Origin of the sequence: Roseateles saccharophilus (genome assembly GCF_004342485.1) — a bacterium.
GTDB classification, from domain to species: Bacteria; Pseudomonadota; Gammaproteobacteria; order Burkholderiales; family Burkholderiaceae_C; genus Pelomonas; species Pelomonas saccharophila.
Map to the genome: position 1 here is coordinate 19,126 of NZ_SMBU01000015.1, position 26,672 is coordinate 45,797.

Genomic DNA, 26,672 nt, shown 5'->3' on the forward strand with positions numbered 1-26,672 from the left:
TCAGGCCTTCGTGAATTCGATGGCGCCCTGGGGGAGCAGATACAGGACCAGGGCCCGGCCGCCGCTGACGGTGGGCGAATGGGCGCTGCCCGGGCCGTACACGACCCAGCCGGCGCCCTGACCGTCGAAGCGGGCGCCCGGGTCCAGGGGCATGACGAGGTCGATCTCGCCGTTGGGATGGGCGTGGTGGGGGCCGGCGATGGAATCCATGTCGACCACGTCCACCGAGAAGCCGTGCAGGTCATCCGCCGGCTTGAAGATGCGGCCGTAGCGGATGCCGCCGCCCTCGCGCTGGCAGAGCCAGCCCTCGCGCACGCCGGCCTCGCAGGCCTGGCGCAGCGCGTCGAAGGTCGGGGAGCCCGGGCCATGGCTGCTGTTCAGCCAATCCCGCAGCCCGGCGTCCAGCGCGCGGGCCTGCAGCGCGGCGGTCAGCACCGAGAGATCGCGGCGAAACTGTTCGGGGCTCATTGATTTTCCTCAAGGATGCTTGACGTGGCAGACTTGAGGCCGGCGCCGTCATGCAGTATTGTGCGTGTAGGCAATTTAAGACCACAAGATCACCATGTCAAGCACAATAATGCATGTTGACGGGTTGACCCCTAGCGAAGAGGGGCAGGCCGCCGACGCGCCCGAGAGGCATCCCTTCCTCAGCCAGCTGGGCGAGCGGGTGCGGGCCCTGCGCTCACGCCGCGGCGTGACCCGCAAGACGCTGGCCAGCCTGGCCGACGTCAGCGAGCGGCATCTGGCCAATCTCGAATACGGCACCGGCAACGCGTCCATCCTGATCCTGCTGCAGGTGGCACAGGCGCTGCAGTGCCCGATGGCCGAGCTGATCGGCGACATCACGACGTCGACGCCCGAGTGGCTGCTGATCCGCGAACTGCTCGAGCGCCGGGACGAGGCGACGCTGCGGCGCGTGCGCATCGCGATCGGCGACCTGCTGGAACGCGGCGGCGGCCCGGCGGCGAGCGAACCCAAGCCGCGCAGCCTGCGCATCGCGCTGGTCGGCCTGCGCGGCGCGGGCAAGAGCACGCTGGGCGCCATGCTGGCGGAGGCGCTGGACTTCCCCTTCGTCGAGCTGAGCCGCGAGATCGAGAAGTTCGCCGGCTGCAGCGTCGGCGAGATCCAGGGCCTGTACGGCCAGGCCGCCTACCGACGCTACGAAAGGCGCGCCCTCGAGGAGGCGATCCAGATCTATCCCGAGGCGGTGATCGCCACGCCGGGCGGGATCGTGTCCGACCCCGCCACCTTCAATGTGCTGCTGGGCCATTGCACGACCGTGTGGCTGCAGGCACAGGCCGAGGACCACATGCAGCGCGTTGCCGCCCAGGGCGACATGCGCCCCATGGCCGCCAGCAAGGAGGCGATGGACGACCTGAGGGCCATCCTGGCCGGCCGCACCGCCTTCTACGCCAAGGCCGAGCTGCACGTGGACACCAGCGCCCAGCCGCTGGCGGAAACCTTCGAGCTGCTGCACGCCCGCGTGAAGGCATTGATCTCAGGGTAATCGCCAGGAAGAAAATTGCACTTTACTGCTTGATCTTCACGGAAACACGCACGATACTGCATTTCATCGCGCAGCCAATGGCTGCACTTTGATGCCGATCCAAGGAGCGTGTCGTGAGCGATCTTTCCCCCGTCCAGTCCATCGCGCCGCGAGTGGACTACCAGACCCACCCGAGCCGGTACCGGCACTGGAAGCTGACGTTCGACGGCCCGGTGGCCCGTCTGGCGGCGGACTTCGACGAGAACGGCGGCCTGCGCCCCGGCTACAAGCTCAAGCTCAACAGCTATGACCTGGGCGTCGACATCGAGCTGAACGACGCGCTGCAGCGCGTCCGCTTCGAGCACCCCGAGGTGCGCACGGTGGTCGTCACGAGCAACAAGGACAAGATCTTCTGCTCGGGCGCCAACATCTACATGCTGGGCGTCTCCAGCCACGCCTGGAAGGTGAACTTCTGCAAGTTCACCAACGAGACCCGCAACGGCATCGAGGACTCCAGCGCGCACAGCGGCCTGAAGTTCCTGGCGGCCGTGAACGGCGCCTGCGCCGGCGGCGGCTACGAGCTGGCGCTGGCCTGCGACGAGATCCTGCTCGTCGACGACCGTTCCAGCGCCGTCAGCCTGCCCGAGGTGCCGCTGCTGGGCGTGCTGCCCGGCACCGGCGGACTGACCCGCGTCACCGACAAGCGCAAGGTCCGCCACGATCTGGCCGACATCTTCTGCACGACGACCGAAGGCGTGCGCGGCCAGCGCGCCAAGGACTGGCGCCTGGTCGACGACATCGCCAAGCCGGCCCAGTTCGCCACCAGGGTGCAGGCGCGGGCGCTGGAACTCGCCGAGGGCAGCAATCGCCCGGCCGGCGAAGCCGGCGTCGCGTTCCCGCCGCTGCAGCGCACGGTCGAGACCGACGCCCTGGCCTACACCCATGTGCGCGTCGACATCGACCGCGCCAAGCGCGTCGCCAGCTTCCTGATCCGTGGCCCGCAGGCCGCCGTGCCGACCGATGTGGCCGGCATCGTCGCCCAGGGCGCCGCCTGGTACCCGCTGGCGTTGGCGCGCGACCTCGAGGACGCCATCCTGTCCATGCGCACCAACGAGCTGGACATCGGCACCTGGCTGATCAAGACCGAGGGCGATGCGGAAGGCCTGCTGGCCAGCGACGCCGTGCTGCTGGCCCACCAGGACCACTGGCTGGTGCGCGAAACCATCGGCTATCTGCGCCGCACCTTCAGCCGCCTGGACGTGTCCTCGCGCAGCCTGTTCGCGCTCGTGGAGCCGGGCTCCTGCTTCGCCGGCTCGCTGCTGGAAACCGCCCTGGCCTGCGACCGCATCTACCACCTGGCCCTGCCCGACGACGCGGCCCGCGCGCCGAAGATCACCGTGGGCGAGGCCAACTTCGGCCTGTTCCCGATGGCGACCGGCCAGAGCCGCCTGGGCCGCCGCTTCTACGACGAGGCGGCCGCGCTCGACGCCGTGCGGGCCCAGGCCGGCAAGCCGCTGGACGCAGACGCTGCCTTCGCGCTGGGCCTGGTCACCAGCAACCCCGACGACATCGACTGGGCCGACGAGACGCGCATCGCCATCGAGGAGCGCGTCGCGATGAGCCCCGACGCGCTGACCGGCATGGAAGCCAACCTGCGCTTCAACGGCCCCGAAAACATGGTCACCCGCGTCTTCGGCCGGCTCACCGCATGGCAGAACTGGATCTTCCAGCGCCCCAACGCCGTCGGCGAGAAGGGTGCGCTGAAGGTTTTCGGCAAGGGCGACAAGGCCGTTTTTGACTTCAACCGGGTTTGAGGAGCACACACATGAGCAGCATCGACTACAGCCAGAAGATCCCCAACAACGTCAACCTGAACGATGACCGCACGCTGCAGCGCGCGCTCGAAGGCTGGCAGCCCAACTTCCTGTCCTGGTGGGACGACATGGGCCCGGACGGCTCGCAGAACTTCGACGTCTACCTGCGTACCGCCACCAGCGTCGACCCGCAGGGCTGGGCCACCTTCGGCCACGTCAAGATGCCCGACTACCGCTGGGGCATCTTCCTGAACCCGGGCGAGGCCGACCGCAAGATCCACTTCGGCGATCACAAGGGCGAGGCGGCTTGGGCAGACGTGCCCGGCGAATACCGCGCCAACCTGCGCCGCATCATCGTCACGCAGGGCGACACCGAGCCCGCCTCGGTCGAGCAGCAGCGCCACCTGGGCCTGACCTGCCCGAGCCAGTACGACCTGCGCAACCTGTTCCAGGTCAACGTCGAGGAAGGCCGCCACCTGTGGGCCATGGTCTATCTGCTGCACAAATACTTCGGCCGCGACGGCCGTGAGGAAGGCGAGGCGCTGCTGGAGCGGCGCAGCGGCCAGGAGAACAACCCGCGCATCCTGCAGGCCTTCAACGAGCCGACGCCGGACTGGCTGAGCTTCTTCATGTTCACCTACTTCACCGACCGCGACGGCAAGTTCCAGCTCTGCGCGTTGGCCGAGAGCAGCTTCGACCCGCTGGCCCGCACGACCAAGTTCATGCTGACGGAAGAAGCCCACCACATGTTCGTCGGCGAATCCGGCGTCAGCCGCGTCATCCAGCGCACCTGCCAGATGATGAACGAGCTCAAGACCGACGACCCGAAGAAGCTGCGCGAGGCCGGCGTCATCGACCTGCCGACCATCCAGCGCTACCTGAACTTCCACTTCAGCGTCACCATCGACCTGTTCGGCGCCGACGAGTCCAGCAACGCCGCCACCTTTTACTCCACCGGCCTCAAGGGCCGCTTCGAGGAGGGCAAGCGCATGGACGACCATGTGCTGAAGGGCCAGACCTACCCGGTGCTGCACGTCGAGAACGGCCGCCTGGTCGAGAAGCAGGTGCCGATGCTCAACGCGCTGAACGAGGTGCTGCGCGACGACTACATCAAGGACAGCATCGCCGGCGTCGAGCGCTGGAACAAGGTCATCGAGAAGGCCGGCATCCCGTTCCGGCTCAAGGTGCCGCACAAGGCCTTCCACCGCAACATCGGCTCGCTGTCGGGCGCCAAGATCTCTCCCGATGGCCAGGTCATCAGCGAGGCCGAATGGTCGGCGCGCTCGCCCGAGTGGCTGCCCACGGCCGGTGATCGCCAGTTCGTGGCCAGCCTGATGGGCCGCGTCGTCGCACCGGGCCAGTTCGCGAACTGGATCGCGCCGCCGGTCATGGGCATCAACCGCCAGCCCGTGGATTTCGAGTACGTTCGTTTCGCCTGACCCACCCTGGACACCGGAGCCTCGCGAAGGCCCCGGTGCATAGGAGATACCGACATGGACGCCTCCGACGTGATCGTCATCAAGCAGCATCTGATCGACCCCGAGATCTGCATCCGCTGCAACACCTGCGAAGCGACCTGCCCGGTCGGCGCCATCACGCACGACAGCCGCAACTACGTCGTCGATGCGCAGAAGTGCAACTTCTGCATGGCCTGCGTGCCGCCCTGCCCCACCGGCTCCATCGACAACTGGCGCACCGTGCCGAAGGCGCTGGCCTACAGCGTCGAGGCGCAGCTGGGCTGGGACGAACTGCCGGCGGAGCTGCCGGCCGAACAGCTGGGCAGCGGCGCGCCGGTGGAGGAGCCGCTGGCCCCGCAACTGCCGGCACGCGCCGACCTCGACGCCGCGTTCAACAGCGCCGCCTATGGCGCCACGCAGCCGCCGTGGAGCGCCGCCCATGCCTACACCAACCTCTACGGCCCGAAAGCGGCCGAGAGGTATGTGACTGCCACCGTGGCCGGCAATGTGCGCGTCACCGAGGTCGGCACCGACTACGACACCCACCACATCGTCCTGGACTTCGGCGCCATGCCCTTCCCGGTGCTGGAGGGCCAGAGCATCGGCATCCTGCCGCCTGGCGCCGACGACAAGGGCCGCGCCCACCACGCCCGCCAGTACTCCATCGCCAGCCCGCGCAACGGCGAGCGCAAGGGCTACAACAACCTGTCGCTGACGATCAAGCGGGTGCTGCAGGATCACGACGGCAGGCCGGTCCGCGGCGTCGCGAGCAACTACATGTGCGACCTCAAGGTCGGCGACACGGTTCAGGTCATCGGCCCCTTCGGCAGCAGCTTCCTGATGCCCAACCATCCCGGCAGCCACATCGTCATGATCTGCACGGGCACCGGCTCCGCGCCCATGCGTGCGATGACGGAATGGCGCCGCCGGCTGCGCGCCAGCGGCAAGTTCGAGGGCGGGAAGCTGATGCTGTTCTTCGGCGCCCGCACGCAGCAGGAGCTGCCCTACTTCGGCCCGCTGCAGAACCTGCCGCGTGACTTCATCGACATCAACTTCGCCTTCTCGCGCACGCCGGGCCAGCCGCGCAAATACGTGCAGGACGCGATGCGTGAACGCAGCGCCGACCTTGCGGCCCTGCTGGCCGACCCGAACGCGCACTTCTATGTCTGCGGCCTGAAGGCGATGGAGGAAGGCGTCGTGCTGGCCCTGCGCGAAGTGGCCCGCCAGGCCGGCCTCGACTGGGGGCAGCTCGGCGCTGCGCTGAAGCGCGAAGGCCGCCTGCAGCTCGAAACCTACTGAACGCACGGGCGCCCGCCGCCCGCATTCCCAATGAAAACCCTGGACGATGTGCTGGTCATCGGCGCGGGCGTCATGGGCATCGGCATCGCGCAGGTCGCGGCCGAGGCCGGGCACCGCGTCTTCCTCTTCGATGCCCGCGAGGGCGCTGCAGCCCAGGCGCGCGACACCCTCGCCGCGCAGCTGGACCAACTTGTGGCGAAAGGCCGGCGCAGCCGCGCGGCCGCCGATGCCACCCTCGGCCTGCTGACGCCGGTCGCGCAGCTGCGCGACGCCGCCTGCGCCGGCCTCGCGATCGAAGCCATCGTGGAGAAGCTGGAGGCCAAGCGCGGCCTGCTGGCGGAGCTGGAGGGCCTGCTGGGCGACGACGCCATCCTCGCGTCCAACACCTCCTCGATCAGCATCACCAAGATCGCCGCCGGCCTGCGCCGCCCTGAGCGCGTGGTGGGCATGCATTTCTTCAACCCGGTGCCGCTGATGCGCCTCGTGGAGGTCGTGCGTGGCCTGCAGACGTCCGACGAGGTCGTCCGGCGCGTGACCGAGATGGCCGTGGCCTGGGGCAAGACGCCGGTGACGGCGCTGAGCACGCCCGGCTTCATCGTCAACCGCATCGCCCGGCCCTACTACGCCGAGGCCCTGATGCTGCTGCAGGAGCGCGCCGCCGCCCCCGAGGCCCTGGACGCCTGCCTGCGCGCGGCGGGCTTCCGCATGGGGCCCTGCGAGCTGATGGACCTGATCGGGCACGACACCAATTTCTCGGTCACGACCTCGGTGTTCGAGGCCAACTTCTTCGACCGCCGCTTCACGCCCTCGCTGGTGCAGCGCGAGCTTGTCGACGGTGGCCTGCTCGGGCGCAAGAGCGGCCGCGGCTTCTACCGCTACCCGGAGGGCGCCCCGGCGCCGACCGCGGCCGAGATGAGCGCGCCGGACCCGGCCAAGCCCGTGACCATCCATGGCAGCGACCCGCTGGCCGCGCAGTTCTTGGCCACGCTGAAGGCCCGCGGCTGCAGCGTCGTGCACCGCCCGGACAGCGCCTGGACCGGCCTGGAGGTCGGCGGCGCCCGCCTCGTGCGCACCGACGGCCGCACGGCCCGGGAGCTGCAGCGCACGGCCGGTGCCGGCGACGTGGCCGTCTTCGACGAGGTCCTCGGCCCGCCCGGCGCGCTGGCCTTCGCGACGGCGGGCGACCCGGCCTGGCGGCAGCGGGCCGCCGGCTGGCTGCATCTGCTCGGCTTCCAGCCCATCGCCGTCGAGGACGCACCGGGCCTGGTCGTCGCGCGCACGCTGGCCATGCTGGTCAACGAAGCGGCGGACGCCGTGCAGCAGGGCGTCTGCTCGCCAGCGGGTGCCGACGCGGCGATGCGCCTGGGCGTCAACTACCCCCAGGGCCCCTTCGAATGGCTGGACCGGATGGGCGCCGCACGCGTGGTGGCCCTCGTCGAGTCGCTGGATAACCACTATCGGGGCGAGCGCTACCGCGTCAGCCCCGGACTGAGGAGGCAAGCATGAGTTTTCGCATCGAGCGCCGGGCTGACGGCGTGGTCGAGCTGGTGCTGGGCCCGGAGGGCACATTGCCCAGCTGTGACCGCGACGAGCACGCCGAGCTCGGCAGGATCTGGGGCCGGCTCGCGGCCGACCCTGAGGCGCGCTGCATCCTGGTCCGCAGCGAAGGCAAGGGCTTCAGCGCCGGTGGCCAGATCGCGCTGGTCGAGGAGATGCTGGCCAGCGAGGCTGCGCGCCTACGCGTGATGCGCGAGGCCCGCGAGCTGGTGCAGGGCATGATGGATTGCGACCTGCCCATCGTCTCGGCGATCAACGGCGCGGCCGTTGGCGCCGGTGCCGCTCTGGCCCTGCTGGCGGATGTCTCCATCGCCGCCGAGAACGCGAAGATCATCGACGGCCACACCAAGCTCGGCGTGGCGGCCGGCGACCACGCCGCCGTCATCTGGCCGCTGCTGTGCGGCATGGCCAAGGCCAAGTACCACCTGCTGACCTGCGCCCCGCTGAGCGGCGCCGAGGCCGAGCGCATCGGCCTCGTCAGCCTTTGCGTGCCGGCCGACGAGCTGCTGGCCCGCGCCCGGGAAGTCGCCGGACAACTGGCCGGCGGCAGCCGCACAGCCATCGCCTTCACGAAGCGCAGCCTGAACCACTGGCTGCGAGCGGCCTGGCCGAGCTTCGAGCATTCGCTGGCACTGGAGATCCTCGGCTTCGCGGGCGCCGACGCGCGCGAAGGCCTGCAGGCGCTGCAGGACAAGCGCGCACCGCGCTTCGCGCCGTGAAGTTCGCCGAATTCCAGGCCGGCCAGGTCATCACGGCCGGCCCGTACGCGGTCGGCGAGGCGGACATCCTGGCCTTCGCCCGGCAGTGGGACCCGCAGTGGTTCCATACCGATCCCGTCGCCGCCGCGAACGGCCCCTTCGAGGGGCTGATCGCCAGCGGCTGGCACACCTGCTGCATCGCGATGCGCCTGATTGCCGATGGCCCGCTGCAGGGCTCGGAAAGCTATGCCTCACCCGGCCTCGCCAGCCTCCGATGGCCGCACCCCGTGCGCCCCGGCGACCAGCTGCGGCTGACGGCCAGCGTCATCGAAGCACGGCGCTCCAGCCGCGGCCTCGGCATCGTCCGCTGGCGCTGGCAGCTCCACAACCAGCACGGCCAGGAGGTGCTCGACCTCGACGCCACCAGCCTCTTCAAGCCATGACCGACGTCTACGTCTGCGACGCCCTTCGCACCCCCTTCGGCCGCTACGGCGGCGCCCTGTCCGGCGTCCGCGCCGACGATCTCGGCGCCGTGCCGCTGCGGGCACTGGCGGCGCGCCACCCACGGCTGGACTGGGAGCGCGTCGGCGACGTCATCCTGGGCTGCGCCAACCAGGCCGGCGAGGACAACCGCAATGTCGCCCGCATGAGCTCGCTGCTCGCTGAGCTGCCCGTCACCCTGCCCGGCAGCACGCTGAACCGGCTCTGCGGCTCCGGCCTGGACGCCGTGGGCACGGCGGCGCGGGCGATCCGTGCGGGCGAAACCGAGATCATGCTGGCCGGCGGCGTCGAGAGCATGAGCCGCGCCCCCTTCGTCATGGGCAAGGCGGACAGCGCCTTCAGTCGCAACGCCAGGGTCGAGGACACGACGATAGGCTGGCGCTTCGTGAACCCGCTGATGCAGGCCGCCCACGGCGTCGACTCCATGCCCGAGACCGCCGAGAACGTCGCGGCCCGCTTCGGCATTGAGCGCGAGGCCCAGGACCGCATGGCCCTCGCCAGCCAGGCCAAGGCCCTGGCCGCGCAGCAGGCGGGCGTCTTCGACGCCGAGATCGTCGGCGTCAGCGTCCCGCAGAAAAAGGGCGACCCGCTGCTCGTGGCCAGGGACGAGCATCCGCGCGCGACCAGCCTCGAGGCGCTGGCCCGGCTGAAGGGCGTGGTGCGCTCCGAGGGCTCGGTGACGGCGGGCAATTCCAGCGGCGTGAACGACGGCGCCTGCGCCCTGCTGCTGGCCAGTGAGCCGGCCGCCCTCGCCAGCGGGCTGACGCCGCGGGCGCGGGTGCTGGGCATGGCGACGTGCGGCGTCGAGCCGCGCATCATGGGCATGGGGCCTCTGCCCGCCAGCCTCAAGCTGCTGGCCCGGCTCGGCATCCGCCTCGACGAGCTGGACGTCATCGAGCTGAACGAAGCCTTCGCCGCCCAGGGCCTGGCCGTGCTGCGTGGGCTGGGGCTGAGGGACGACGACCCGCGCGTGAACCCCAACGGCGGCGCCATCGCCCTCGGCCACCCGCTGGGCGCGAGCGGCGCCCGCCTGGTCACCACCGCGGTGAACCAGCTGCACCGCATGCAGGGGCGCTATGCGCTGTGCACGATGTGCATCGGCGTCGGCCAGGGCATCGCGCTGCTGCTGGAACGGGTATAGCTCGGCAACACGAGTCGAGTGCGAGAGCGCGCTGCCGGCATGCCGCTCACCGCGCTGCCCACGGATTGGCTTCGATCTACCGCTGCTCCCGCCAGCGGCTCGGCGACTGCCCCGTCAGGCGCTGGAAGAAGCGCGTGAAATAAGCCGGGTCCGCGAAGCCGAGGCCGTCGGAGATCTGGCGCACCTGCAGCGTCGTATAGCCCAGCTCGCGCTTGGCCTCCAGCAGCAGGCGCTGGTGCAGCACGTCCAGCGCCGAGCAGCGCAGATGCTGTCGGCACAGGCGGTTCAGCTGCGTCGTCGTGATGCCCAGCGGCGCCGCCAGCTGGTCCAGGTTGGGGTGGCTGCGGAAGTGGCGCTCGACCTGCTCGCGGTAGCGCGCCAGATGCTGGATGACCCGCCCGGCGGGCTCCAGCTCGGGCGGCGCCTCGGCCTGGGCCAGCAGCGGCGGCAGCCGGGCCACCAGGGCCGCGGCCATCAGCACGGCACCGTCCAGCACCTGGGCGCGCCAGGCCGCCGTGCCCGCATAGTCATGCTGCAGGGCCTGAGCGATGGCGGGCAGGGCCTGGCCCTGCGGCGAGCCCCTCTCCAGCGCCGCTGCGCGGGGGGCCGACAAGGCCCCCCATAACGCGGGCGACGCCCCCGGCAGGTGGCGCAGCCGCGCCTGGTCCAGCGTGACGACATGGCCCACCGTGTCCGGCGCGAACTCGAAGCCATGCACCACCAGCATGGGCACCCAGACGACGGCCGGCCCCTGCAGCACCAGCGGCTGGCCGTCGATCTGCACCCGCGCCGTGCCGGACTCGATGAGCAGCAGTTGCACCAGCGATGCATGCCGGTGCGGCTTGATTTCCCAATTGTGCAATCGGCTGCGGTCGGCGATGGACTCCAGATGCAGGCCGTCCAGCGCCGCATCCTTTCCCAATTCGCCATAAAGCTCGAACAGGGGTGGCGAGGAAGGCGGCCGGCTTTTCTTCATAGGTTCGAATTGTGCAATTCATTGTTCTGCACAGCCATTGGCCTCCGGCCCTTGCAGACCTAAGCTCGACGCCATCGAACGACATGGAGCGAGACATGAAGACATTGCGCACCCAGGTGCTGATCGTCGGCGCGGGCCCCTCGGGGCTGCTGCTGGGCCAGCTGCTGCACAAGGCCGGCGTGGCCAACCTGATCCTCGAGCGCCAGACCGGCGACTATGTGCTGGGCCGCATCCGCGCCGGCGTGCTGGAGCAGACCTGCGTGGACCTGCTGGACGAGGCCGGCGTGGGCGTGCGCATGCACGCCGAAGGCCTGGTGCACGACGGCTTCGAGCTGATGTTCGACGGCCAGCGCCACCGCATCGACCTGAAGCAGCTGACCGGCGGCAAGACGGTCACCGTCTATGGCCAGACCGAGGTCACGCACGACCTGATGGATGCACGCGCCGCGTCCGGCCAGCAGACGCTGTACTCGGCCGCCGACGTGGAGCTGTTCGGCTTCGACGGCGACCGGCCCGGCGCGCGCTGCACGGTGGATGGCGAGCGCCTCGAGATCCACTGCGACTTCATTGCCGGCTGCGACGGCTATCACGGCGTCAGCCGCGCCAGCGTGCCGGCCGATGCCATCCAGAGCTACGAGAAGGTCTACCCCTTCGGCTGGCTGGGCCTGCTCAGCGACACGCCGCCGGTGTCGCACGAGCTGATCTACGGCCGCCACGAGCGGGGCTTCACGCTGTGCAGCATGCGTTCGCACACGCGCAGCCGCTACTACCTGCAGGTGCCACTGACCGAGCAGGTCGGCGACTGGAGCGACGAGCGCTTCTGGGACGAGCTGCGCCTGCGCGTCGACGCCAGGGCCGCAGCCGCCCTCGTCACCGGCCCCTCGCTGGAGAAAAGCATCGCGCCGCTGCGCAGCTTCGTCGCCGAGCCCATGCGCTTCGGCCGCCTCTTCCTGGCCGGCGACGCGGCCCATATCGTGCCGCCCACCGGCGCCAAGGGGCTGAACCTCGCGGCCTCCGATGTCTACTACCTGTGGCAGGCCCTGAGCGAGCACTACCGCGAGCGCAGCGAGGCCGGCATCGAGCACTACTCGGCGCGCTGCCTGTCGCGCATCTGGAAGGCCGAGCGCTTCTCGTGGTGGTTCACCACGCTGATGCACAACCTCAGTAACGAGCCGGCGATCGACGCCAAGCTGCACCGCTCCGAACTGGACTACCTCGTCAGCTCCGACAGCGCCAAGGCCACGATGGCCGAGAACTACGTCGGCCTGCCCTGGTAGGCGCTCAGCGCGGCCGCGGCTCGCGCACCAGCTTCATCAGCAGCGCCGCGGTGCGCTGCGTCAGCGGCGTGGAGCGCTTCAGCGCCGGCGTCACCAGGCAGAGCGTCGTGTGCACCCGGGCATCCGCGAAGGGCGTGACGGCCAGGCGCTCCGGATGCTCGAAGGCGCGCAGCGCGTCCTCCCCCAACGCCGCGTGGCCGAGGCCGGCGGCCACCAGGTCCAGGATGGCCGGCACGCTCGACACCTCCCAGTCGACGCGCAGCTGCACACCGGCCATCGCGGCGGCGTCCTCCATGCGCTTGCGGAACACCTGGCCGCGCTGCGGCATAACCAGGGGATAGCGCGACAGCCCGGCCAGCGTCAGCGGCCCCGGTGGCGCGGCACCGGCCGGGCTCAGCAGCACCAGGCGCTCTTCGCGCAGCGGCAGGATCTCCAGCGCCGCCAGCGGCTCGGGGTTGTAGACCAGGGCCAGGTCGGCCCGCCCCGACACCAGCCACTCGGTGAGATGGGTGGAGAAGCCCTCCATGACGACGAGGCGGGCGCGCGGGCAGCTGGCCCGGAAGGCCTCGATCAGCGGCAGGGTCAGCAGCCGCGCCTGCGTCGGCGGCATGGCGACGACGATCTGGCCGACCGGCTCGTTGCGGTGGGCGGAGAGGTCGTCGCGCGCCTGGGCCACCAGGTGCAGGATGCCCTGGCCATGCTCCAGCAACCGGCGCCCGGCCTCGGTCAGCTCCACGCCGCGGCCGTTGCGCAGGAACAGGGTCTCGTGCAGCTCCGTCTCCAGCGCCCGCACCTGCCGGCTCAGCGCCGGCTGGGCCACGCCCAGCACCAGCGCCGCCTTGCTGAAGCTGCCGTGCTCGGCCACCTGGATGAAGTACTCGATCTGGTTCAGCGTCATGCCGTCATCTTGTCAGAGGCCATGCCGAATCGCTATAGCAGATAGCGCCAGCCAGACCTAGCGCGACAGGGCTGCACTGAGAAGAATCGCGCCCCATGAGCACCGCCCTCACCCTGATCTCGTCCATGGCCACCCGCCATCTGCTGACGGCGCTGGCCGAGGCCCATGCGGGCGGCGGTGCGCCGGCCACGCGCATCGAGTCCGTCGGCGGCGTGGACGCGGCGCGGCGCGTGCAGGAGGGCGAGGCCTTCGACCTCGTCGTGCTGGCCGCCGACGCCATCGCCAGACTGGACGCCGCGGGCCGCCTGAAGCCCGGCAGCATCCGCCCCATCGCCGACTCCAGCGTCGCCATCGCCGTGCGCGCCGGCGCCGCTCGGCCCGACGTGGCCACCGAGGCGGCGCTGCGCGCCGCCGTGCTGCAGGCGCGCGCCATCGGCTACTCGACCGGCCCCAGCGGCACGGCGCTGATGCAGCTCTTCGAGCGCTGGGGCCTGGCCGACACGCTGAAGGAGCGCCTCGTGCAGGCCCGCCCCGGCGTGCCGGTGGGCAGCCTGGTGGCCAGCGGCGAGGTCGAGCTGGGCTTCCAGCAGCTCAGCGAGCTGCAGGGGCTGGACGGCATCACGCTGCTGAGCGGCATGCCGCCCGAGGTGGACATCGTCAGCCGCTTCAGCGGCGCGGTCACGGCCAATGCCGCCCAGCCAGACGCCGCCCAGGCGCTGCTGGACTTCATGGCCGGCCCCGCGGCGGACGCCCTCAAGCGCCGGCACGGCATGCACGCCGTTCAAGCCTCGCGCTGACCACGACAGACAACGACAGGAGACAAGAGACATGCAAGCCCGACAGACCGCCTCACCCGGCACGCGCGCCATGGATGTGCAACGCCTCATCGACGACCATCCGCTGTCCGCCTGGCAGTGGGTGGTCTTCGCACTGTGCTTCTTCGTCGTGCTGCTGGACGGCTTCGACACCGCCGCCATCGGCTACATCGCGCCCTCGCTGATCAAGGACTGGGGCGTCACCAAGCCCATGCTCGGCCCGGTGCTGAGCGCGGCCCTGTTCGGCCTGGCGGCGGGCGCGCTGTGCGCCGGCCCGGTGGCCGACCGCCTGGGCCGCAAGCGTGTGCTGACCGCAGCCGTGCTGGTCTTCGGCCTGGCATCGCTGGCCTCGTCCTTCGCCACCGACCTGTCCCAGCTCAGCACGCTGCGCTTCATCACCGGACTGGGCCTGGGCGCGGCCATGCCCAATGCGGTGACGCTGATGAGCGAGTACTGCCCCAGCGCGCGCCGCTCGACGCTGACCAATCTGATGTTCTGCGGCTTCCCGCTCGGCGCGGCCTTCGGCGGCTTCCTGGCCGCCTGGATGATTCCGCAGTGGGGCTGGCAGAGCGTGCTGCAGCTCGGCGGCGCGGTGCCCCTGCTGCTGACCGTGGCCCTGCTGGCCCTGCTGCCGGAGTCGGTGCGCTTCATGGTCACGCGGCACCAGCCCGTCGAGCGCATCCGCGCCGCGCTGGCGCGCATCGCCGGCCCGCGCGTGAACGACGTCGACCGCTTCACGCTCAGCGAGACCCGCGTCGTCACCAACGAGCGCGGCGGCCTGGCTCAGGTGCTGGCGCGGCCCTACCGCCTCGGCACGCTGATGCTGTGGCTGGCCTATTTCATGGGCCTGGTCATCTTCTATGCGCTGATCAACTGGATGCCCCTGCTGTTCAAGGAGGCCGGCATCGAGCCCAAGACGGCGACGCTGATCGCCGCCCTCTTCCCTCTCGGCGGCGTCGGCGCCGTGGCCTTCGGCTGGCTGATGGACCGCATCGAACCCAACCGGCTGCTGGCCATCGGCTTCGCGCTGACCGCCGTGGCCGTCTGGTCCATCGGCCAGTTGGTCGGCCAGGTGGGCGGTCTCGTCGTCGGTGTCTTCGTGGCCGGCGCGTTGATGAACACGGCCCAGTCCTCGCTGCCGGCCCTGGCCGCGTCCTTCTACCCCACCAACGGCCGCGCTACCGGCGTGGCCTGGATGCTGGGCATCGGCCGCTTCGGCGGCATTGCCGGCTCTTTCCTCGTCGCCCAGCTGAGCGCGATGCATGCCGGCATCGCCACCGTGTTCGCGGTCGTCGCCATCCCCGGCCTGATCGCGGCCGCCGCACTGTGGATCAAGCGCGATGCCGACAGGTTCACCGACCGCAGCGAGGCCCGCGGCGTGCCGGCCCACTGAAATCCTCCCGGAGCTGCTCCCATGATCATCGACATCCACGGCCACTACACCACCGCCCCGAAGGCGCTGGAAGCCTGGCGCAACCAGCAGATCGCCGGCATCAAGGATCCGTCGGCCAAGCCGCGCGTCGCCGACCTGAAGATCAGCGACGACGAGCTGCGCGAGACCATCGAAAGCAACCAGCTCAGGCTGATGAAGCAGCGCGGCTCGGACCTGACCCTCTTCAGCCCGCGCGCCAGCTTCATGGCCCACCACATCGGCGACTTCGAGGTCAGCGCCACCTGGGCCGCGATCTGCAACGAGCTCTGCTACCGCGTCAGCCAGCTCTTCCCCGACCACTTCATCCCCGCGGCCATGCTGCCGCAGAGCCCCGGCGTCGCGCCCGAGACCTGCATCCCCGAACTCGTGAAGTGCGTGGAGCAGTACGGCAACGTGGCCATCAACCTGAACCCCGATCCGTCGGGCGGCCACTGGACCAGCCCGCCGCTGACCGACCGCCACTGGTACCCCATCTACGAAAAGATGGTGGAGTACGACATCCCGGCCATGGTGCACGTGTCGACGAGCTGCAATGCCTGCTTCCACACCACCGGCGCCCACTACATCAACGCCGACACGACGGCCTTCATGCAGTTGCTGCAGGGCGATCTGTTCAAGGACTTCCCCGAGCTGAAGTTCGTCATCCCGCATGGCGGCGGCGCCGCGCCCTACCACTGGGGCCGCTACCGCGGCCTGGCGCAGGAGCTGAAGAAGCCGCTGCTGAGCGAGCACCTGCTGAACAACGTCTTCTTCGACACCTGCGTCTACCACCAGCCCGGCATCGACGTGCTGACCAAAGTGATCCCGGTGAAGAACATCCTGTTCGCCAGCGAGATGATCGGCGCGGTGCGCGGCATCGACCCCGAGACCGGCTTCAACTACGACGACACCAAGCGCTACATCGAGGCCAGCACGCAGCTGACGGCCGACGAGAAGCACGCGATCTATGAAGGCAACGCGCGCCGTGTCTACCCGCGCCTGGACGCGCAACTGAAAGCCAAGGGGCTCTGAGATGTACGAACTCGGTGTGGTCTATCGCAACATCCGTCGTGCCGACCGCGAGGCGGCCGACGGCCTCGCCGCCCTCGGCTCGGCCACCGTGCACGAGGCCATGGGCCGCGTCGGCCTGCTCAAGCCCTATATGCGCCCCATCTACGCGGGCCAGCAGGTCAGCGGCACGGCCGTCACCGTGCTGCTGCAGCCGGGCGACAACTGGATGATGCATGTCGCCGCGGAGCAGATCCAGCCGGGCGACATCGTCGTGGCCGCCGTCACCAGCGAATGCAGCGACGGCTATTTCGGCGACCTGCTCGCCACCTCCTTCCAGGCCCGCGGTGCACGCGCCCTCGTCATCGACGCCGGCGTGCGCGACGTGAAGACGCTGCAGGAGATGGGCTTCCCGGTCTGGAGCAAGGCCATCAGCAGCAAGGGCACCATCAAGGCGACGCTGGGCTCGGTCAACGTGCCGGTAGTCTGCGCCGGCATGTGGGTCACGCCGGGCGACGTCATCGTCGCCGACGACGACGGCGTGGTCTGCGTGCCCGCCGCGCGCGCCGCCGAGACCCTGGCCGCCGCCCGCAAGCGCGAGAGCTTCGAGGGCGAGAAGCGCGCCAGGCTCGCCAGCGGCGTGCTCGGCCTGGACATGTACAAGATGCGCGAACCGCTGGCAGCAGCGGGCCTGCGCTACATCGACTGAGGCTGACGTGGAATTCACCAAGACCCCCGGCTGGCTGGACTGGTACGCCGGCCCCAGCCAACCCCGCTTCAAGCTGCCGGCCGGCAGCGTCGACGCCCACTGCCATGTGTTCGGCCCCGGCGCCGAGTTCCCCTTCGCACCCGAGCGCAAGTACACGCCCTGCGACGCGAGCAAGTCCCAGCTGTTCGCGCTGCGCGACCAGCTCGGCTTCGCCCGCAACGTCATCGTGCAGGCCACCTGCCACGGCGCCGACAACCGCGCGATGGTCGATGCCTGCCTGGCCTCTTCCGGCCGGGCGCGTGGCGTGGCCACCGTGAAGCGCAGCATCGGCGACGACGAGCTGCAGCAGCTGCACGCGGCCGGCGTGCGCGGCGTGCGCTTCAACTTCGTCAAGCGCCTGGTGGATTTCACGCCCAAGGACGAGCTGATGGAGATCGCCGGCCGCATCGCGAAACTGGGCTGGCATGTCGTCATCTACTTCGAGGCGGTGGACCTGCCCGAGCTGTGGGACTTCTTCACCGCCCTGCCCACGACCGTCGTCGTCGACCACATGGGCCGGCCCGACGTCAGCAAGCCCGTCGACGGCCCCGAGTTCGAGCTCTTCCTGAAGTTCATGCGCGAGCACCCCAATGTCTGGAGCAAGGTCAGCTGCCCCGAGCGGCTGTCGCTCACAGGCCCGCGCGCGCTCGACGGCGAGCAGGCGGCCTACCGCGATGTCGTGCCCTTCGCGCGCCGCGTCGTCGAGGCCTTCCCCGACCGCGTGCTCTGGGGCACCGACTGGCCCCACCCCAACCTGAAGGACCACATGCCCGACGACGGCCTGCTGGTGGACTTCATCCCGCACATCGCGTCCACCGCCGAGCTGCAACGCAAACTGCTGGTGGACAACCCGATGCGCCTGTACTGGCCTGAAGAGGTTTGACTCATGCCACTCGATAAACCGTACAAGGACATCCCCGGCACCACCATCTTCGACGCCGAGCAGTCCCGCAAGGGCTACTGGCTGAACCAGTTCTGCATGTCGCTGATGAAGGCCGACAACCGCGCCCGATTCAAGGCCGACGAGGGCACCTACCTGGACGAGTGGCCCATGACCGAGGCTCAGAAGGCGGCCGTGCGGGCGCGCGACCTGAACGAATGCATCCGCCTGGGCGGCAACATCTATTTCCTGGCCAAGATCGGCGCGACCGACGGCAGGAGCTTCCAGCAGATGGCCGGCAGCATGACGGGCATGACCGAGGCCGAATACCGAGACATGATGGTCGGCGGCGGCCGCTCCATCGAGGGCAACCGCCGCATCGGCGAGGACGGCGACGCCCAGCCTCAGCATCAGCCTCAGGGCAAGAAGAAGGGCTCCTGACCGTGGCACGCATCACCGCATCCGTCTACACCTCGCATGTGCCGGCCATCGGCGCAGCGCTGGACCAGGGCAAGGCCGGCGACGACTACTGGCAGCCGCTGTTCCGCGGCTACGACTATTCCAAGCACTGGCTGGCCGAGCAGAAGCCCGACGTCGTCTTCCTCGTCTACAACGACCACGCCACCGCTTTCAGCCTGGACCTGATCCCGACCTTCGCGCTGGGCACGGCGGCCCGCTACGCACCCGCCGACGAAGGCTATGGCGCCCGACCGGTGCCCGAGGTGCTGGGCCACCCCGAGCTGGCCGCCCACATCGCGCAGAGCGTCATCCAGGACGACTTCGACCTCACCCTCGTCAACAAGATGGACGTGGACCACGGCCTGACCGTGCCGCTGTCGCTGATGTGCGGCCAGCAAGACCCCAAGCAGGGTGCCTGGCCCTTCAAGGTCATCCCCTTCGCGGTCAACGTCGTGCAATACCCCGCGCCTTCGGGCCGGCGCTGCTTCCAGCTCGGCCAGGCCATCCGCCGCGCGGTCGAGAGCTTCGACGAGGACCTTAACGTGCAGATCTGGGGCACCGGCGGCATGAGCCACCAGCTGCAGGGCCCGCGCGCCGGCCTCATCAACCGCGAGTGGGACAACGCCTGGCTGGACCAGCTCATCGCCGACCCCGTCGCCTGCAGCCAGGTTCCGCACATCGACTACGTTCGCGAAGCCGGCAGCGAGGGCATCGAGCTGGTCATGTGGCTGATCGCGCGTGGCGCGATGGCCGATGTGGCCGGCGGCCCCAAACCGGTGGTCAAGCACCGCTTCTACCATGTGCCGGCGTCCAACACGGCCGTGGGCCACCTCATTCTCGAGAACTTGCGGGACTGACCGTCCGAGCGAAGCGAGTAGCTCTGCCCCAACACTTTAGGAACACGCAATGAGCAGCAAGATCAAGGTCGCCCTGGCCGGCGCCGGTGCCTTTGGCATCAAGCATCTGGACGGCATCCGGAACATCGCCGACGTCGAAGTCGTCTCGCTGATCAGCCGCGACCTGGACAAGACCCAGGAGGTCGCCAGCAAGTACGGCATCGGGCATGTCACCACCGAGCTGGCCGACAGCCTGGCAAGGCCTGAGGTGGACGCCGTCATCCTCTGCACGCCGACGCAGATGCACGCCAGCCAGACGCTGGCCTGTCTGAAGGCCGGCAAGCATGTGCAGGTGGAGATCCCGCTGTGCGATGTGCTGCAGGACGGTGAAGAGGTCGTCGAGCTGGCGGCCCGCAGCGGCAAGGTGGCCATGTGCGGCCACACGCGGCGCTTCAACCCCAGCCACCAGTGGGTGCACAGGAAAATCGCAGCCGGCGAACTCAATGTCCAGCAGATGGACGTGCAGACCTATTTCTTCCGCCGCAGCAACATGAACGCGCTGGGCCAGCCGCGCAGCTGGACCGACCACCTGCTGTGGCACCACGCGGCCCATACGGTGGACCTGTTCGCCTGGCAGGCCCAAAGTCCCATCGTGCAGGCCCATGCGCTGCAGGGCCCCATCCATCCTCAGCTCGGCATCGCGATGGACATGAGCATCCAGCTCAAGGCCGCCAACGGCGCCATCTGCACGCTGAGCCTGTCCTTCAACAACGACGGCCCGCTGGGCACCTTCTTCCGCTACATCGGCGACAGCGGCACCTATATCGCCCGCTACGACGACCTCTTCAACGGCAAGGAGGAGAAGATCGACGTCAACCAGGTGGACGTGTCGATGAACGGCATCGAGCTGCAGGACCGCGAATTCTTCGCCGCCATCCGCGAGGGCCGCGAGCCCAATGCCAGCGTGGCCCAGGTGCTGCCCTGCTACCAGGTGCTGCACCAGTTGGAGCAGCAACTCAAGAACGGCTGAGCATGCAGACGCGTCGCATCGGCCCCTTCGAGGTCTCGGCCCTGGGCCTGGGCTGTATGAACCTCAGCCATGCCTACGGCACGCCGCCGGCCCGCAAGGATGCGGCGGCGGTGCTGAACGGGGCCTTGGACGCTGGCATCACGCTCTTCGACACCGCGGCGCTCTATGGTTTCGGCGCCAACGAGGAACTCGTCGGCGAGCTGCTGGCCATGCACCGCGAGCGCATCGTGCTGGCCAGCAAATGCGGCATGCACGGCGTCGACGGCCAGCGCGTCATCGACGGCCGGCCCGAAACCCTGCGCGCCAGCTGCGAGGCCAGCCTGAAGCGGCTGCGCACCGACGTCATCGACCTGCTCTACCTGCACCGGCTGGACGCCCGGGTGCCGGTGGAGGACAGCGTCGGCGCGATGGCCGAGCTGGTGCGGGCTGGCAAGGTGCGGGCGCTGGGCCTGTCCGAGGTGTCGGCCGCGACCCTGCGGCGCGCGCATGCGGTACACCCCATCGCCGCGCTGCAGACCGAGTATTCGCTGTGGACGCGCAACCCCGAGATCGCCGTGCTGCAGGCCTGCCGCGAGCTGGGCGTGGCCTTCGTCGCCTTCAGCCCGCTGGCGCGCGGCTTCCTGGGCGGCCGGCTGCGCGACGTAGCCACGCTCGAGCCCAAGGACATCCGCCGTGCAATGCCGCGCTTCGCGCCCGACAACTACGCGGCCAACCTGAAGCTGCTGGATGGTTTCGAGGCCGAGGCCCGCGCGATGCACTGCGCGCCGGCCGCGCTGGCCCTGGCCTGGCTGCTGCACCAGGGCGAGGACATCATCCCCATCCCCGGCACGACGCGGCTCGCCCATCTGCACGAATGGCTGGCCGCGCCGCAACTCACGCTCGATGCCGGCACCTTGTCGCGGCTGGACGCGCTGATCAACCGCCACACCGTCAGCGGCCCTCGCTACAACTCAGCCACCCAGGCCGAGATCGACACCGAAGAGTTCGCCAACTGATCAGCCTGCGCGCAGCGCCGGCGGCACGACCGCCTCCAGCTCGCGGCGCAGCCACTGGTGCAGCGGGTCGGTCTGGTGGCGCAGATGCCAGACGGCATACATCGGCAGCGTCGGGCAGGCCAGCGGCGGCGGCGCGCTGGCCAGGCCGCGCAGCGTGTGCGCCCCCAGCCAGCTCGGCAGCGTCGCCAGCCAGGGCCCGCCGCTGACGAAGGCGGCCACCGCCGCGAAGCTGGGCACCTGGGCGGCGAAGCGGCGGCGGTGGCCTTGCGCCGCCAGCCATTGGTCCAGGTCCAGCGGCCGGCGCGGTTGCTCGTAGAGCACGGTCACGTGCTCGGCCGCGAGATAGGCGGCCAGATCGGCCGGCGGCTGGCCGTACACCGGGTCGTGGAAGACGGCATAGCGGTCTTCGAAGATGCGCTTGTGCACGAGGTCGCTGGCATCGGGTGGGCGGGGCGTCAGCAGCAGCTGGCAATGACCGTCGCGCAGCAGGGCCGGCTCGGGCACGCCCGAGGCGATGACGCGCAGCGACACCCCTGGCGCCTGCGCGCGCAGCCGGCGCAGCAGCGGCGGCAGCAGCAGGTCGCGCTGCAGGTCGTTGGCGGCGATGCTCAGTTCCATCTGCAGGCCTGCAGGCTCGAAGCCCGCCGGGCTGCCGAAGGTGCGCAGTTCCTCCAGCAGCAGCCGCGCACGCACCACGAGCGCATCGGCCCGCGCCGTCGCCACGATGCCGCGGCCGGACTTGACGAACAGCGGATCGCCCACGACGCGGCGCAGCTTCTCGAGCAAGTGGCTGACCGCCGATTGCGAAACCCCGAGGCGCTGCGCGGCGCCGGTGATCGAGCCCTCCTCGTGCACGGCGAGCAGCAGCCGCAGCAGATGCCCGTCGAGGTCCAAATGATCGAAATCGCTCATGAGTCTGATGAGTGGGGCGGCGTTGATCGGGAGTGTCCGCGTCCGCACACTGGGGCCCTCTGATCCAGGTCAGAGCCATCGCACCCGAACGACCGGAGACCCCCATGTGCAGCCCCGCCATTCCCGGCACCACGCTCTTCGACGGCCGACAGGCCCGCAAGGGCTATGCCCTCAACAAGATGTGCTTCTCCTTCAACGAGGCCGCCAACCGCGCCGCCTTCGTGCAGGACGAGGACGCCTACTGCGCCCGCTACGGCCTGACGGCCCAGCAGCGCGAGGCCATCCGCTCGCGAAACGTGCTGCAGCTGATCGCGGCTGGCGGCAACGCCTACTACCTCGCCAAGTTCGCCGGCATCTTCGGCCTGGACATGCAGGACATAGGCGCCCAGCAGACCGGCCTGACCAAGGCCGAGTTCCAGGCCAGGCTCGACGCCTACGCGCGCTGAGCCCTTCCTCTCTTCACCGGACCTCCACCATGGCCAAGCTCATCGGCGGCATCACCACTTCCCACGTCCCGGCCATCGGCCGCGCGCTCGCGCGCAACAGCCAGGACCAGCCCTACTGGAAGCCCTTCTTCGACGCCTACCTGCCGGTGCACGCCTGGCTCGAGGCGAACAGGCCCGACGTGCTCGTCGTGTTCTACAACGACCACGGCCTGAACTTCTTCCTCGACAAGATGCCCACCTTCGCGGTCGGTGCCGCGCCGCGCTACGAGACCGGCGACGAGGGCTGGGACCTGCCGCCGCTGCCCGGCTTCGACGGCGACCTGGACCTGTCCTGGCATCTGATCGACCAGCTCGTCGCCCGCGACTTCGACGTCACGAGCTGCCAGGAGATGCGCGTCGACCACGCCGTGTCCCTGCCCATGGCCGTGCTCTGGCCCGGCCAGGTCTGGCCGGTGCGCATCGTGCCGGTCTGCATCAACACCGTGCAGTTCCCGCTGCCGTCGGCGCGCCGCTGCCTGGCGCTGGGCGCGGCCGTGGGCGATGCGATCCGCGGCTGGAAGTCCGACCAGCGCGTGGCCGTGCTCGGCACCGGCGGCCTGTCCCACCAGCTCGACGGCGAGCGCGCCGGCCACATCAACCCCGAGTTCGACCTGCGCTTCATGGACAGCCTCGTCGACGACCCGGCCTGGGCCGCGCAGTTCAGCATCCCCGAACTCGTGGAGAAGGCCGGCACGCAAGGCGTCGAGCTGCTGATGTGGCTGGCCACGCGGGCAGCGCTGGGCGGCCCCGTGCGCTGCCTGCACCGCAACTACCACATCCCGATCTCGAACACGGCCTCGGGCCTGATGTTGCTGGAGCCCGTCTGAGCCGGCGGCTCAGATCACGTCACGCAGGATCTCCACGACGTCGTTGAGCTTGGGCAGCAGGCGTTCGATGGACTCATCGCGGCTCAGCGGCTGCATCGGCACCGTCGTGCCGATCGCGCCGACGCAGGCGCCCTTGCGGTCCTTCACCGGCACGGCGATGCCGCGCAGGCCCGGCGTGTACTGCTGCTCGGTGACCCAGTAGCCCAGCTCGCGCGCGCGGCGCACGATGCGCAGGAATTCGCCGGGGTCGGTCACGGTGTAGGGCGTGAACGCGCCGAACTCGTGCTCGGCGGTCCAGGCGTCAAGCCAGGCGTCGGTCTTGGTTGACAGGATGGCGATGCCCAGCGTCAGGACATGGGCCGGCACCCTTGCGCCGACCGGGAAGCCGATCGTGATCAACCTCGGGTTGTTGCTGCGCACGACATAGACCACCTCGTGCCCGTCGAGCACGCCGAAGCTGAAGTTCTCCTGGCACTCGGTCGCCAGGCGCTGCAGGAAGGGCTGGATCACGCGCGGCAGCCGCGCCGCCTGCAGATAGCTCTGCCCCAGGCGCAGCACGCGCGGCAGCAGCCAGAAGCGCTTGCCGTCGGTCTGCGCATAGCCGAAATGCACGAGGCTGAGCAGATAGCGCCGCGCCGCCGTGCGCGTGATGCCGACCTGCTCGGCCGTCTCCGAGGCGGTCAGCCGCGGATGGTCCTGGTCGAAAGCCTCAATGACCTGCAGGCCCTTGCCCAGGCCGTCGATCACGTCCTTGCGCTGGATCTCCATCGCCGCCCCTCGCTGTTGCCGCGCACCCCAGTGCAAACCCGAGCTTCGAATCCGCTGCGCGCATAGTGCGCGATTATCGCGCACATCGCTCGTTTGCGCCTTGTTGGTCGGGGGTGGTCAACCTATCGTTGCATCCAAGCAGGCAGCTTCAGGCCGCCCGCCAGAACCCGCGATCGCGGCATGACGCCGCACCGGGCCACCCCGCCGCCAGGACCGTATCCACAACCCGGCGCCACCACCACGTGGCCCGGGTCGGGGCGAAGCCTTGGCCGGAGTTTCACGAGACCCAGGGGCTCCGCGGTGGGGCCCGATAACGACAAGGAGACAAGCAATGCCCAGCATCTTTCGCACCCTGGCTGCCGCCAGCGCCCTCGCCGCCTTCGGTGCGGCCCAGGCCCAGTCGAGCGGCGTCACGCTCTACGGCGTGATCGACCAGTACGCCAACTACATGCGCAGCAGCTCGGGCGCCACCGTCAAGAGCCTGGAGGACGGCGCCTGGCTGCGCAGCCGCTTCGGCGTGCGCGGGACCGAGGACCTCGGCGGCGGCCTGGCCGCCAAGTTCCAGATGGAGGGCGGCTTCAGTGCCGACACCGGCACCCAGGCCGACAGCACCCGCTTCTGGGACCGCCAGGCCTGGGTGGGCCTGGCCAGCAAGGACTACGGCGAAGTGCGCCTGGGCCGCCAGAACGGCCCCATCCAGACGCGCGGCGGCTACATCGACTACACGGCCCGCACGCTGGGCTCGGTCATCAACAACTTCGGCGTGCCCTCGCGCTACGACAACGACTTCGGCTACATCTCGCCGCGCATGGGCGGCCTGCAGGTGGAGGCGCATGTCGCGCTGCCCGAGCTGCCGAGCGGCGACCGCGCCCTGGTCTACCAGCTGGCACTGGACTACGCGAGCGACAGCTACCGCCTGGGCTATCTGGGCCTGCGCGGCCGCCCGCAAGCGGGCGCCAGCGTCAACAAGGACGTGGTCTACGACAACCTCTACGCCAACTGGATGTACGGCAAGGGCACGGTCTACCTCGCCTATCTGCGAAGCAACAACAACACCGCCACCGCCGTCAGCAACAACGCCGGCACCATCCTCGGCAACGTCGGTGGCTACAACGCCGGCAGCAATGCCGACCTGAACAACTTCTACGGCATCCTGCAGCTGTCGGTGGACTACCAGCTCAGCCAGCAGCTGCGCGTCGGCGCGCTGTGGGGCAAGATCGACGACAAGTCGGGCCGCGGCCGGGGCGGCAGCGGCGGCTCCATCGGAGCCTATTACGACCTGTCCAAGCGCACCATGCTGCTGGCCCTGCTGGACACGCAGCGCAACGACAGCAACGGCGGCTGGCGCCCGGCCGGCTCCGCGGGCCTGAAGACCACCTTCACGACGCCCGGCGACATCAACGGCCGCACGATCAACGGCCTGCAGCTCGGCATCGTCCACCGCTTCTGACGCGACCACCCGCGCGGCAGCCGTCGCGCGGGCCCCGGAGACCTCCCATGACCGCGACCCACGTCGACCCGCGCGAGGCGCTGGCCCACCCCGACAACCCGCTGGCCCTGCAGGGCATCGAGTTCGTCGAATACGCGACCGCCAAGCCGCAGACCTTCGGCCAGAGCCTGGAGCGGCTGGGCTTCCGGCCCGTCGCCCGGCACCGCTCGCGCGAGGTGCTGCTCTACCGCCAGGGCGACATGAACATCATCGTCAACGCCCATCGCGACCCCGAACAGCCGCCGCTGCCCGACACGGCCGCGCTGGCTGCGGTGGCGCTGCGGGTTCGCGACGCCGGCCGGGCCTACCGGCGCGTGCTGGAGCTCGGTGCCTGGGGCCTGCCCACGCGGGTCGAGGTGATGGAGCTGAACATCCCGGCCATCCATGGCGTCGGCGACAGCCGCATCTACTTCGTCGACCGCTGTGGCGACTTCTCGATCTACGACGTCGACTTCATCCCCATCCCGACCGTGGACCCGCGGCCCGCGGCCCTGGGCGGCCTGCGCTTCTTCGGCCTGGTGCAGTACATCGGCCCCGACCGCATGGCCGACTGGATCGCCTTCTACCGCGAGCTGTTCGGCTTCGCCGAGCTGCCGGCCGACCACCATTTCGGCGTGCTGCCGCGCGGCTGCATCCTGGCCAGCCCCTGCGGGCGGCTGTACTGGCAGCTCATCGAGCCGGCGCCGGACGCCTGGCCCGACCCGGCCGGCGACGAATACCTGGAGCGCCTGGCCTTCGCCTGCGCAGACGTGCCCGCCACCGTGGCCGAGCTGGGCCGGCGCGGCGTGGACTTCGCCCGGCCCGCAGCGGCCGCACAGGATGCCCGCCTCGGCGCACTGACGACGCCCAGCGACCTGGGCCCGGCCTTCGAACTCGTGCGCGAGCCGCGCTGAACCACACCGGGA

27 protein-coding genes are annotated in these 26,672 nt (G+C 69.8%); 22 read left to right on the forward strand and 5 right to left on the reverse strand.

Annotated features, from left to right (window positions below):
- Positions 1-468: a DUF4863 family protein gene (locus tag EV671_RS13775; protein ID WP_132572420.1), complete on the reverse strand. Its 468-nt coding sequence runs from the start codon at positions 466-468 to the stop codon at positions 1-3.
- Between the two features lie 94 nt (positions 469-562).
- Here EV671_RS13775 and EV671_RS13780 point away from each other — a divergent pair, with 94 nt between their 5' ends.
- From EV671_RS13780 to pcaF, 8 genes are all read left to right on the forward strand, one after another.
- The gene (locus tag EV671_RS13780) at positions 563-1,507 is read left to right on the forward strand and encodes a helix-turn-helix transcriptional regulator (RefSeq protein ID WP_132572422.1); all 945 of its coding nucleotides are present in this window, start codon (positions 563-565) and stop codon (positions 1,505-1,507) included.
- A gap of 113 nt (positions 1,508-1,620) precedes the next feature.
- The gene (gene boxC / locus EV671_RS13785) at positions 1,621-3,300 is read left to right on the forward strand and encodes a 2,3-epoxybenzoyl-CoA dihydrolase (RefSeq protein WP_207911158.1); all 1,680 of its coding nucleotides are present in this window, start codon (positions 1,621-1,623) and stop codon (positions 3,298-3,300) included.
- An 11-nt stretch (positions 3,301-3,311) separates the two neighbouring features.
- Complete coding sequence (gene boxB, locus EV671_RS13790; RefSeq protein ID WP_132572425.1) at positions 3,312-4,739, forward strand: benzoyl-CoA 2,3-epoxidase subunit BoxB; 1,428 nt, start codon at positions 3,312-3,314, stop codon at positions 4,737-4,739.
- 54 nt (positions 4,740-4,793) lie between these two features.
- Positions 4,794-6,056 (forward strand): benzoyl-CoA 2,3-epoxidase subunit BoxA, encoded by a 1,263-nt coding sequence (boxA, locus tag EV671_RS13795; RefSeq protein ID WP_132572428.1) that lies wholly within the window; start codon positions 4,794-4,796, stop codon positions 6,054-6,056.
- 30 nt (positions 6,057-6,086) lie between these two features.
- A complete protein-coding gene (locus EV671_RS13800; protein WP_132572431.1) occupies positions 6,087-7,562 on the forward strand; it encodes a 3-hydroxyacyl-CoA dehydrogenase in 1,476 nt (491 codons plus the stop codon).
- A complete protein-coding gene (locus EV671_RS13805; RefSeq protein ID WP_132572434.1) occupies positions 7,559-8,332 on the forward strand; it encodes an enoyl-CoA hydratase/isomerase family protein in 774 nt (257 codons plus the stop codon). The genes EV671_RS13800 and EV671_RS13805 overlap by 4 nt, the downstream gene beginning before the upstream one ends.
- Positions 8,329-8,754 carry a MaoC family dehydratase gene (locus tag EV671_RS13810; RefSeq protein ID WP_132572437.1) on the forward strand — a complete coding sequence of 142 codons (426 nt, stop codon included), beginning with the start codon at positions 8,329-8,331 and terminating at the stop codon, positions 8,752-8,754. Before EV671_RS13805 ends, EV671_RS13810 begins: the two co-directional genes overlap by 4 nt.
- Entirely contained in the window at positions 8,751-9,953 is a 1,203-nt protein-coding gene (gene pcaF / locus EV671_RS13815) for a 3-oxoadipyl-CoA thiolase (protein ID WP_132572440.1), read from the forward strand. The genes EV671_RS13810 and pcaF overlap by 4 nt, the downstream gene beginning before the upstream one ends.
- Before the next feature lie 76 nt (positions 9,954-10,029).
- Here the strand turns inward: pcaF and EV671_RS13820 are convergent, their stop codons facing one another.
- The gene (locus EV671_RS13820) at positions 10,030-10,929 is read right to left on the reverse strand and encodes a helix-turn-helix domain-containing protein (RefSeq protein WP_132572442.1); all 900 of its coding nucleotides are present in this window, start codon (positions 10,927-10,929) and stop codon (positions 10,030-10,032) included.
- 104 nt (positions 10,930-11,033) lie between these two features.
- On the opposite strand from EV671_RS13820, the gene pobA reads away from it, so the two are divergent.
- Positions 11,034-12,206 carry a 4-hydroxybenzoate 3-monooxygenase gene (gene pobA / locus EV671_RS13825; RefSeq protein ID WP_132572688.1) on the forward strand — a complete coding sequence of 391 codons (1,173 nt, stop codon included), beginning with the start codon at positions 11,034-11,036 and terminating at the stop codon, positions 12,204-12,206.
- A gap of 4 nt (positions 12,207-12,210) precedes the next feature.
- Here the strand turns inward: pobA and EV671_RS13830 are convergent, their stop codons facing one another.
- A complete protein-coding gene (locus EV671_RS13830; protein WP_132572446.1) occupies positions 12,211-13,104 on the reverse strand; it encodes a LysR family transcriptional regulator in 894 nt (297 codons plus the stop codon).
- A 95-nt stretch (positions 13,105-13,199) separates the two neighbouring features.
- Between EV671_RS13830 and EV671_RS13835 the strand changes: the two genes are divergently transcribed.
- The 9 genes from EV671_RS13835 to EV671_RS13875 are packed head-to-tail and all read left to right on the forward strand — an operon-like array spanning position 13,200 to position 21,286.
- Entirely contained in the window at positions 13,200-13,901 is a 702-nt protein-coding gene (locus EV671_RS13835; protein WP_132572449.1) for a substrate-binding domain-containing protein, read from the forward strand.
- Positions 13,902-13,932: 31 nt separating this feature from the next.
- A complete protein-coding gene (locus EV671_RS13840) occupies positions 13,933-15,312 on the forward strand; it encodes an MFS transporter (RefSeq protein WP_132572452.1) in 1,380 nt (459 codons plus the stop codon).
- 21 nt (positions 15,313-15,333) lie between these two features.
- Positions 15,334-16,362, forward strand: a complete 1,029-nt coding sequence (locus tag EV671_RS13845; RefSeq protein ID WP_132572455.1) for an amidohydrolase family protein — start codon at positions 15,334-15,336, stop codon at positions 16,360-16,362.
- A gap of 1 nt (position 16,363) precedes the next feature.
- Complete coding sequence (ligK, locus tag EV671_RS13850) at positions 16,364-17,047, forward strand: 4-carboxy-4-hydroxy-2-oxoadipate aldolase/oxaloacetate decarboxylase (RefSeq protein ID WP_132572458.1); 684 nt, start codon at positions 16,364-16,366, stop codon at positions 17,045-17,047.
- A gap of 7 nt (positions 17,048-17,054) precedes the next feature.
- The gene (locus EV671_RS13855) at positions 17,055-17,969 is read left to right on the forward strand and encodes an amidohydrolase family protein (protein WP_132572461.1); all 915 of its coding nucleotides are present in this window, start codon (positions 17,055-17,057) and stop codon (positions 17,967-17,969) included.
- A gap of 3 nt (positions 17,970-17,972) precedes the next feature.
- Positions 17,973-18,407: a protocatechuate 4,5-dioxygenase subunit alpha gene (gene ligA / locus EV671_RS13860; RefSeq protein ID WP_132572464.1), complete on the forward strand. Its 435-nt coding sequence runs from the start codon at positions 17,973-17,975 to the stop codon at positions 18,405-18,407.
- A 2-nt stretch (positions 18,408-18,409) separates the two neighbouring features.
- Positions 18,410-19,282 (forward strand): class III extradiol dioxygenase subunit beta, encoded by an 873-nt coding sequence (locus tag EV671_RS13865; RefSeq protein ID WP_132572467.1) that lies wholly within the window; start codon positions 18,410-18,412, stop codon positions 19,280-19,282.
- 49 nt (positions 19,283-19,331) lie between these two features.
- Positions 19,332-20,291 carry a Gfo/Idh/MocA family oxidoreductase gene (locus EV671_RS13870; protein WP_132572470.1) on the forward strand — a complete coding sequence of 320 codons (960 nt, stop codon included), beginning with the start codon at positions 19,332-19,334 and terminating at the stop codon, positions 20,289-20,291.
- A gap of 2 nt (positions 20,292-20,293) precedes the next feature.
- A complete protein-coding gene (locus tag EV671_RS13875) occupies positions 20,294-21,286 on the forward strand; it encodes an aldo/keto reductase (RefSeq protein WP_132572473.1) in 993 nt (330 codons plus the stop codon).
- Here the strand turns inward: EV671_RS13875 and EV671_RS13880 are convergent, their stop codons facing one another.
- Positions 21,287-22,198 (reverse strand): LysR family transcriptional regulator, encoded by a 912-nt coding sequence (locus tag EV671_RS13880; RefSeq protein WP_132572476.1) that lies wholly within the window; start codon positions 22,196-22,198, stop codon positions 21,287-21,289.
- Positions 22,199-22,302: 104 nt separating this feature from the next.
- Here EV671_RS13880 and EV671_RS13885 point away from each other — a divergent pair, with 104 nt between their 5' ends.
- On the forward strand, positions 22,303-22,644 hold the full coding sequence (locus EV671_RS13885) for a protocatechuate 4,5-dioxygenase subunit alpha (RefSeq protein WP_132572479.1): 342 nt from the start codon (positions 22,303-22,305) through the stop codon (positions 22,642-22,644).
- 29 nt (positions 22,645-22,673) lie between these two features.
- Positions 22,674-23,510 carry a class III extradiol dioxygenase family protein gene (locus EV671_RS13890; RefSeq protein WP_132572482.1) on the forward strand — a complete coding sequence of 279 codons (837 nt, stop codon included), beginning with the start codon at positions 22,674-22,676 and terminating at the stop codon, positions 23,508-23,510.
- A gap of 9 nt (positions 23,511-23,519) precedes the next feature.
- Here EV671_RS13890 and EV671_RS13895 read toward each other — a convergent pair whose 3' ends face one another.
- A complete protein-coding gene (locus tag EV671_RS13895; protein WP_132572485.1) occupies positions 23,520-24,278 on the reverse strand; it encodes an IclR family transcriptional regulator domain-containing protein in 759 nt (252 codons plus the stop codon).
- Positions 24,279-24,609: 331 nt separating this feature from the next.
- Between EV671_RS13895 and EV671_RS13900 the strand changes: the two genes are divergently transcribed.
- Together EV671_RS13900 and EV671_RS13905 are read left to right on the forward strand one after the other, a co-directional pair.
- On the forward strand, positions 24,610-25,728 hold the full coding sequence (locus EV671_RS13900) for a porin (protein ID WP_132572488.1): 1,119 nt from the start codon (positions 24,610-24,612) through the stop codon (positions 25,726-25,728).
- Positions 25,729-25,775: 47 nt separating this feature from the next.
- Positions 25,776-26,660, forward strand: coding sequence for a 4-hydroxyphenylpyruvate dioxygenase (locus tag EV671_RS13905; RefSeq protein WP_132572491.1), 885 nt, complete (start codon positions 25,776-25,778; stop codon positions 26,658-26,660).
- Positions 26,661-26,672: the final 12 nt, after the last annotated feature.